Raw genomic sequence first — 8,571 nt, 5'->3', positions numbered from 1 at the left:
GCAGCAGTGGACATCCTCTCCGACCCCGACCGCCTGACCCGCCTCGACCTGGCCTCCGCGAGCGGCTGATCTCCGGGCTACCCGGCCCCCTTTCCGGTGACTTTCGACCGCCGGAATGGGGGCCGACGTGTATGCGGGGCCGGGGCCGGGCAACTCCTGCAGGGCGCAGATCTTTTGCAATTAGGTTCTGTCTCTCCGATCACGATCGGAGAGACGGAATTGCCGACGGCGTGCAGTCTGCTCAGTTCTTACGTGCAGTTATCAGAGCGAAGGAGAGGAATTCTCCGCCGTCTGTGGTGAGCATGTCGATGACGGGCTGGTTCGCGCTCCGGCCGTCGGGCGTGTGCTCGGCTGCTGCCCGGGGCCCACAACAGCCAGTCCCGCCAGGCGTCTTGCGGCAACCACGCGGAGGTGACCTCCACGAGCTCGGTGATCGCCCACTGAAAGCGCCACCACTCCGCCGTGTGCCAGGCAATCGCCTCCCAGCCGACCACCTTCTTGATGTGAGGTGGGATGGCTCCGAGCTCACAAACCTCCCGTGTCATGGTGGGAGTCGCCATCGCCAGATGTCCGCCAGGGCGGAGGAATCGCGTCAGGTAGGGCAGGTAGCTGTCCGCCGTTCCGAAGTACGCCACCCTGCGCGAAGAACGCCGCGCCGAGATTCGGTCGGCCGCGCTCACCGAGGCGGCGAACCGCGCCACGGCGGCCGACGGCCCACAGCGCGAACACCTCCTCCACCGCGTCGGCCCCGGACGGGCCGAGCGCGGCGCGCACCCGGTCGAGGAACGCGGGCGCGGTCAGGCAGGAGGGATCGAGCAGCTTCTCTCCCCATACGCCGGGCGGAACGGCCAGCACGGTCAGGTCCTCGCGCCGCGCGCCGGTGTGGGCCAGGGCATAGTCGGCGAGCTCCGCATCCGGCGCGCAGCACAGGACGAGAAGGTCGCCGGGGCGGGCGGACCTGAACAGGCGCTGGGTCCAGGCGCGCATGTCGCCGCGCGCCTGTATAGAGGGGTCGATGTGGTTGCCGATCAGGATGCGCACGGCGGACTCCAAGAGGTGGGCGAAAGGGTCAACGGCGGAAGGAGGACAGCGGGCAGCGAGTCGAAGGCCCGCATGGTCGCGGTACGCCGCCGCACTCCGTCGCCCGCGGCCTCCAGGCGGGCGGAGTGCCCGGCCCGGGCCGCGAACAGGGCACGCAGGCCCGCCTGGGCGACCGTCGTCCCGATGCAGGAGTGCGGCCCCCACCCGTAGCCGAGGTGACGGTTCGGGGATCGGTCGAGCACCAGGTCGTCCGGCCACTCGAAGGAGGCCGGGTCGCGGTTGGCCGCCGCGAACAAGGCGACGACCCTCTGCCCCGCCTCGATGTCGATGCCGCCGATCCGGCATTCCCGCACGGCGGTGGCGCGTGGTGCCCTGCACAGGCCCGTCGAATTGACGTTCCTACAACACCCTGAAGTCGTATCGGTGGGTGGCCAGCCGGTGGCCTGAGCAGCACCGATGCTCTGGAATGGCGTCCAGCACTCAGCAGACCCTGGCTGCGGTCTCTGACGGCGAGGAACGCTGGGCGGCGATCAAGAATCCGAGGGTCTGGCTCGTAAGACCCGGTCCGCAGGCGTCCGAGCGGCGGGCCGGGGTAGACGACTGATCGGTCCGCCCATCGGCGCGGCCGAAACCCGGGAGAGGACACGATCAGCGTGAGCGACGCCGAGCACCGGAAGCAGACCCCCGACGGAGCGGCCGAACTTCTGGTGCGCTGCCTGGAGAACGAGGGCGTCGAGGTGGTGTTCGGCGTGCCTGGCGAGGAGAACATCCGTTTCACCAACGCCCTCGCCCGCTCGGAGAAGATCCGCTACGTCCTCACCCGGCACGAGCAGGCCGCGTCCTTTATGGCGGAGATGCACGGCCGGCTCACCGGCTCGGCGGGCGTGATGTCCGCGACGCTGGGGCCCGGCGCGATCAACCTGATGCTGGGCGTCGCCGACGCCATGACGAACAGCACGCCCGTCGTCGCGATCACCGCGCAGGTTGGCAAGGAGCGCAACTACAAGGAGTCCCACCAGTTCGTGGACCTGGTGAGCATGTTTGCCCCGGTCACGAAGTGGTCGGCGGACGTCCCGGCCACCCGGGCCATCCCGGAGATGGTGCGGCGCGCGTTCAAGACCGCGGAGTCCGAGCGGCCCGGCGCCGTCTACCTCGCCGTGCCCGAGGATGTCGACGAGGCGACGGACGGCTCGGACCTGCGCCCGCTGCGCAGGGACGTCGTGCAGCCCGAGGCGCCGTCCCCGAAGCAGATCAAGCGGGCGGTGGACCTGCTGCGGGAGGCCCGCCGGCCGGTGATCCTCGCCGGACACGGCGCGGCGCGCGGCGGCGCCGAGGAGTCGCTGACGGCGTTCGCCACCGCACTCGACGTGTCGACGGCGACCACCTTCCACGGCAAGGGCGTCCTGCCCGACGACCACCCCTGCGCAACCGGCACGTTCGGCTTCATGCGGCGCGACTACACCAACTTCGGGTTCGAGGAGGCCGACGTCATCATCGCCGTCGGCTACGAGCTGCAGGAGTTCGACCCGTCCCGGATCAACCCGGACGGCGACAAGAAGATCATCCACATCCACCGCTTCCCGGCGGAGGTGGACGACAGCTACTCGGTCGATGTCGGCATCATCGGCGACATCTCCGCCTCCCTCGACGCCCTCGCCACCGCACTCGACGGCCTGCGGTGGACCATCGACGATAAGGACACCACGGCCACCCGCGCGCTGCTGGCCAAGGAACTCGAGCAGGGCGCCGCGGACGAGCGCTACCCGCTCGCCCCGCAGCGCGTCATCGCCGACACCCGCGCCGCGCTCGGTCGCGACGACATCGTGCTGGTCGACACCGGCGCGCTGAAGATGTGGATGGCCCGGCTCTACCCGACGTACGCGCCGAACACCTGCCTCATCTCCAACGGCTTGTCCACCATGGGCTTCTCGCTGCCCGGCGCGCTCGCGGTCCAGCTCGCCAGGCCGCAGACGAAGGTGCTGGCGGCGGTCGGCGACGGCTCGTTCCTCATGCACTCCCAGGAGATCGAGACGGCTGTCCGCGAGAACATCCCGCTGACCGTGCTGATCTGGGAGGACAACGGCTACGGGCTCATCAAGTGGAAGATGGACCTGGAGGTCGGGGAGAACTCCAACACCGATTTCGGCAACCCGGACATCGTCCAGTACGCCCGCAGCTTCGGCGCGAAGGGCTACCACATCGAGTCCGCCGGGGACCTGCTGCCGACGCTCCGTGAGGCACTGGCGGACCCGGGTGTGTCGATCATCAACTGCCCGGTGGACTACGCCGAGAACATGAACCTCATCGAGCACCTCGGGCACCTCGACTCGGCGCTCTGACCCGCCCGCGCGGCGCGGCCCGACTCCCGTACGGGCCGCGCTGCCCGGGCCGCTGTCACGCCTCGCACGCAGCGTCCCGCCCCGAGGACCGCCCCGGACAGGAGTGCGCAAACTCGTGACGTCGCGTGCTGATCAGGCCGCAGTCGTATCTCCGCATACCCGACGAGGGGGCAAGGACGTGCTCAGGCAGTGAGCAGCTCGGTGATCTCATCGGCGAGCTTGGGGCCGAGCGAGCCCCAGCCGTCCTTGTAGCCGTAGACGCTCGCCAGGGTGCGGGCGTCGTAGTCGCCGTTGAGGATGTCGATGTCGGTGGGGGTGATGAGCGAGGGATGGGTGACGCCGACGGCGCCCGAGACCCTCAGCAACTCCCTGCGCAGGGTGCGCAGGTAGCCGGCGGCCCGGATGGCCTTCGAGGGTGCGTCGATGCCGCGCGTCAGCCACGGGTTCTGGGTGGTGATGCCGGTGGGGCATGCGTCGGTGTGGCACTTCTGCGCCTGGATGCAGCCGATGGACAGCATCGCCTCACGGCCCACGTTGACCATGTCGACGCCGAGGGCGAACGCGACGACGGCGTTCTCGGGCAGGCCGAGCTTGCCGGAGCCGATGAAGGTGATGTCGTCGGTCAGCCCGCGCTCGGCGAACACGCTGTAGACGCGGGAGAAGCCCATGCGAAACGGCAGGGACACCGAGTCGGCGAAGATCAGGGGAGCAGCCCCGGTGCCGCCCTCGCCCCCGTCGACGGTCACGAAGTCGACCCCTCGATCACCTCGCTCCATCAGGGTGGCGAGGTCCTCCCAGAAGCCCATTTCCCCGATGGCGCTCTTGATCCCGACGGGCAATCCGGTCTCCGTGGCGAGCAGTTCCACGAAGTCAAGCATCGAGTCCACGTCGTGGAACGCGGTGTGCCGCGACGGCGACGCGCAGTCCTTGCCCGCGGGAATGTCGCGGATCTCGGCGATCTCGTCGGTCACCTTCGCACCCGGCAGCATGCCGCCGAGCCCCGGCTTCGCACCCTGCGAGAGCTTGATCTCGATCGCCTTCACGGGCCCGCTCGCGACCACGGACTTGAGCTTGTCGAGGTTGAACGTCCCGTCCTCGTTGCGGCAGCCGAAGTACGACGTACCGATCTGGAGGACGAGTTCCCCACCGTTGAGGTGGTAAGGCGACAGGCCGCCCTCGCCGGTGTTGTGCATCGTCCCGGCCAGCGCCGCACCCTTGTTGAGTGCCGTGACGGCCGCGCCGGACAGCGAGCCGAAGCTCATCGCCGAGATGTTGACGACACTCGCCGGACGGAACGCCTTCGCGCGGCCTCGTGGTCCGCCGAGCACCTTTGCCGAGGGCAACGGCGCCTGCGAGTCGCGCAGTTCGGGCAGCCGACCGGCGAACGTGCGCTGCTTCACGTACGCGTGACCCTGCTCATGCTCGACGTCGTCGTCGGTGCCGAACCCGAAGTAGTTGTTCTCCTCCTTCGCCGACGCGTAGATCCAGCTGCGCTGGTCACGGCTGAAGGGCCGTTCCTCGTCGTTGGACGTCACGACGTACTGCCGCAGCTCGGGGCCGATCTTCTCCAGCAAGTACCTGGCGTGCCCCAGCACGGGGAAGTTCCTCAGCAGTGCGTGCTTCTTCTGCACGAGGTCGCGGGCGGCCACCAGCGCCAACGCCGTGGCGGCTGACGCGCCTATGTTCCGAGCACGCATGAAAGACGTTCCTCTCCTCGACTGGCCGAACCTCACCACGACCGGCTACCCCACGCCAGCGAAATGCCACGGGAGGGCGGCGAAGGCTCTCCTCTTGCGCGCGGTCGGGGAAGCGGGGCAGGGGCCGAGGCCGGAGACCTTCTTGCGGGTGGCATCTCAGCTGGCCGTCAGTTGGTAGTCGTCCTTACCGGCGATCACGGAGAAGCTCCGCTTGTCGATGGATTCGCTCAAGTCGACTTCCCAACGGTGTCGGGAGGGGGCCCCTGATCCAGATCGAGTTGAAGTCCCCCACGCAGAGGGTGGGCCGGACACGGCCCGTCGTACAGATGGTGCCCTTGAGCCGGAGCGCCTCGTTGTGCCTGTAGTCCGGTCGGAAGGGGTCCCCGTGGTAGCTGGGGCTATGAGGACCGGGACTTTGGCTCCGACGTCGAAGCGGGTGTGGTGCAGCCATGCCAATAAGAGGGGGCTCCGAAGGGGCAGTATGACCCTTCGACTACATCGACTGTGTGGGGGTTCCACATCAACGCGGTTCACCATGGACGGTGCCAGTTTGTCGCCATGGCCGTGCCGTGCGGATGGCCGGCGCTGACGCGCACGGAAGCACTCAGGCCGCATCCTTCGGACAGGTCTTGGACAAGCGAGGCGGCTTCGCTCTCCCAGCGGTCGCGGCCGGTTCCGCTTTCGTCGAGGATGAACTCCTGCAGGGCGAGGATGTCAGGAGCTATCTCCTGAATGGCGGTGACTCGCGCTGCCCAAGAGCGAGTGTTGCGTATGGTGGGGCTGAGCTTGTAGGCGTTGAGATTGGCGATGCGAATGTTCCTCGGCACATTCAACTCCTACAAGATGGTGAGGTGCAGGAAAGCCCGGCGGTCGCCGGTCCGGGTATGACGTGCTCGGCGTACCGCAGGGGAGATTGATCGGGATCGGCCGCGCCGGCCCTGGCCTGGCAGGCGCATCGCCCTTGAGGAAGCGGCAACCGTCTTCGCCGATGCGGGTGTCGGCGACCGGGTGACGGCCGTGCGAGCTGAGGCGCACACCCTGCCGTTCGAGGAGGTCGAGAATCCGCACCCCCGGGCGCAGATCAAGGTCCCGGGCGAGGTCTTCCAGCAGCCACAGCGGGTTCGGCCCCATGTCGAGGTTGAGCAACCAGGCGGGGTCATAGCCAGAGGAGCGCGGATAGCGGTCCGGACGTATGAGATCGTTCAAGTCAGTCACGAGCACGGGCCCAAGCTGATCATCTACTCGGGCACAACCCGTTTTCGCTCACCTCGGCCCCCGGCGGCGGAGCACGATGCGCAACAATCAGTTCGTCGCTGCGGTCATGAGCGGAGCCAGATGAGGAGTGCGGCGGCGGTGACAGTGCCGAGGAAGACGTATCCGCGCTCGTCATAGCGGGTGGCGACCGCTCTGAACTGCTTGAGCTTGTTGATCGTCCGCTCCACCGTGTTGCGATCTTTGTATCGCGCCTCGTCAAAGCCCGGCGGGCGTCCATCGCGTGACCCCCGTCGCAGGCGGGCGGCCTTGTGGTCCTTCTTCTCGGGGATCACGTGCCGGATCCCGCGCTTGCGGAGGTAAGCGTGGTCGCCCGACTCCTGTGCAGGGGACGCGGATCTTGTCCATGACCGGTTCGAACTGAGACCAGTCCGCCCGCTGCCCCGGCGTGATGAGCAGGGACAACGGGCGGCAACGGCTCTCCGCGGCTACGTGGATCTTGGTGGACAGCCCCGCCGCGGGAACGGCCGAGAGCCTCGCCCGACGCACCGCCTCCTCCAACCGGAGCCGCAGGGTGATGTTCGTGCGCAGGTGAACTGATCTTCGTGGCGCCCCTTTTGAGGAGCCGGCGGGGGGCAGGCGGCGGCTTCTTGAGGGCACCGGCGGCATCTGGTGAGCGCGCACGGATCACGGATGTGGAGTCGACGTTGACGTTCCAGTCGAGGTCCCCCTCGACATCGGCAGCGGCTTGGACGTGTCGAACGAGCATCTCCCAGGTGCCGTCGGCCGACCACAGAAGATGCCGCTCGTGGACGGTCTTCCAAGAGCCGAAGTGTTCGGGCAGTTCAAGCCACTGAACCCCGGTGCTGAGCCGATGAATGATGCCGTTGATCACTTGCCGGTGGGTTCGCCACCGGCCGCACCGGTTGTTGCTCACCGGCAGCAGTGGCTCCAGCACTGCCCACTCGCCGTCCGTCAGATCCCCTCTGCTGAGCATGCCCAGGACAACGAACTACCTGATCGAAGAGACACCCTCTAGTGCGCTCAACCGGTCACCTTTGGCCGGTGCGGATCGTCAGGGCGGTGAACGAGTTAATCGAGCGGGTGTGAACGGCCCGCACCCCGGAAGGAACACTGACCGTGAACACGATGGCGCACAATCTCGAGACCGTCACTTCCCGATTCTCCGACCCGCAGCGTCTGGTGCCCGAACTCGGCGACGTCAGCGCCGCCCTCTTCAAGATCGTCAAAAACGGAGCGGTGGCGCCCGGCACCATCGGCCTGGTCCACCTGCGCGCCGGACAGCTGGTGGAAAACACGTATCTGACGGTGCTGCACACCAGCAACCTGCGCCGCGCCGGAGTACCGGAAGAAAAGATCACCGCCGTGGTCTCCTGGTCGGACGCCCCCTATTTCACTGCTGCCGAACGCGTAGCGCTGGAACTGGTGGAGGCCGTGCTCACGCCCGGCCGGCCGGGGGAGCGTGTGCCCGACGCACTGTATGCGCGGGCCGCCGAGCACTACGACGCCACAGCGTTGGCCACACTCGCGATGGCGATCGGGCAGGTCAACTTCTTCATCCCGCTTGCGCTGATCGGCAAACCGCTGCCCGGCGTATCGCCGACCGAACAGTGGCGCGCCAGCACAGCCGAATAGCCGCGCACAAGCAGCCATCCCACCCCTGATCGCAGGGCGGACGCTGTTGCCCGGCGTCCGCCCCGTCACCCCGCCCCGGATTTCTTGCCCCGCACGGGCCGTGGACCGGGGTGGCGACCGCACTGGTTCGCATGTCCGCGACCGGCATGGTCATCGGCAGTCGGCCGACGGCGGCTGACTCACGGCACTGCCCGGTTCCACACCGGGCGATGACTGCCGCACAGGGGCCGATATGGCTCACGGCAAGCCACCTCTGGCGACCTGCCTTCCCCGGCTCGGGGCATAGACCCCTCTGGCCTGGAGCCTGGACAACCGCACCCCGGCGCACACGGGGGATCACTTGTCCGGCTCTGGTAGCTGCACTACCCCCTGTCCGCACCACCGGCCCCCGGACCGGCACGGAACGCCTCACGGCCCCTGGCAAGCACCGAGGGCTCTCACACCGGCACGTGTACCGCCCGGTCTCGCCCGGTCCACCAGTTTGATCACCACCGTCCTGTCTCACGGCCGCCGGGTCCGCTTCTGCCAGATGTCGATCCACTCACAACCCCGTACGCAACCAGGGAAGTTCGACTATGACCTCGCTCAACATCCACACTCCGCTGCCCGCGCTGACGTCCACGGCT

The 8,571-nt window shown here is 67.9% G+C and carries 6 protein-coding genes and 1 pseudogene; 2 read left to right on the top strand and 5 right to left on the bottom strand.

The window, feature by feature from the left end; all coding sequences use genetic code 11:
* Positions 1 to 525: 525 nt before the first annotated feature.
* Complete coding sequence (locus IE226_RS43125; RefSeq protein WP_190087007.1) at positions 526 to 1,041, bottom strand: preATP grasp domain-containing protein; 516 nt, start codon at positions 1,039 to 1,041, stop codon at positions 526 to 528.
* A complete protein-coding gene (locus IE226_RS43120; protein WP_190087006.1) occupies positions 1,029 to 1,394 on the bottom strand; it encodes a cytochrome P450 in 366 nt (121 codons plus the stop codon). Before IE226_RS43120 ends, IE226_RS43125 begins: the two co-directional genes overlap by 13 nt.
* Positions 1,395 to 1,694: 300 nt before the next feature.
* Between IE226_RS43120 and IE226_RS43115 the strand changes: the two genes are divergently transcribed.
* Positions 1,695 to 3,380 (top strand): acetolactate synthase large subunit, encoded by a 1,686-nt coding sequence (locus IE226_RS43115; protein WP_190087005.1) that lies wholly within the window; start codon positions 1,695 to 1,697, stop codon positions 3,378 to 3,380.
* A 182-nt stretch (positions 3,381 to 3,562) separates the two neighbouring features.
* Here IE226_RS43115 and IE226_RS43110 read toward each other — a convergent pair whose 3' ends face one another.
* From IE226_RS43110 to IE226_RS43100, 3 genes and pseudogenes are all read right to left on the bottom strand, one after another.
* Positions 3,563 to 5,077 carry an FMN-binding glutamate synthase family protein gene (locus IE226_RS43110; RefSeq protein WP_190087004.1) on the bottom strand — a complete coding sequence of 505 codons (1,515 nt, stop codon included), beginning with the start codon at positions 5,075 to 5,077 and terminating at the stop codon, positions 3,563 to 3,565.
* Between the two features lie 530 nt (positions 5,078 to 5,607).
* Positions 5,608 to 5,904, bottom strand: a complete 297-nt coding sequence (locus IE226_RS43105; RefSeq protein WP_190087003.1) for a hypothetical protein — start codon at positions 5,902 to 5,904, stop codon at positions 5,608 to 5,610.
* 492 nt (positions 5,905 to 6,396) lie between these two features.
* Positions 6,397 to 7,286: pseudogene (locus tag IE226_RS43100) on the bottom strand (IS5 family transposase).
* A 152-nt stretch (positions 7,287 to 7,438) separates the two neighbouring features.
* Between IE226_RS43100 and IE226_RS43095 the strand changes: the two are divergent.
* A complete protein-coding gene (locus IE226_RS43095) occupies positions 7,439 to 7,945 on the top strand; it encodes a carboxymuconolactone decarboxylase family protein (protein ID WP_190087008.1) in 507 nt (168 codons plus the stop codon).
* Positions 7,946 to 8,571: the final 626 nt, after the last annotated feature.

Source organism: Streptomyces longisporoflavus (assembly GCF_014649775.1).
Classification (GTDB): Bacteria; Actinomycetota; Actinomycetes; order Streptomycetales; family Streptomycetaceae; genus Streptomyces; species Streptomyces longisporoflavus.
Note: the sequence above shows the minus strand (reverse complement) of the source record. Positions and strands in the feature narration are given on the sequence as shown.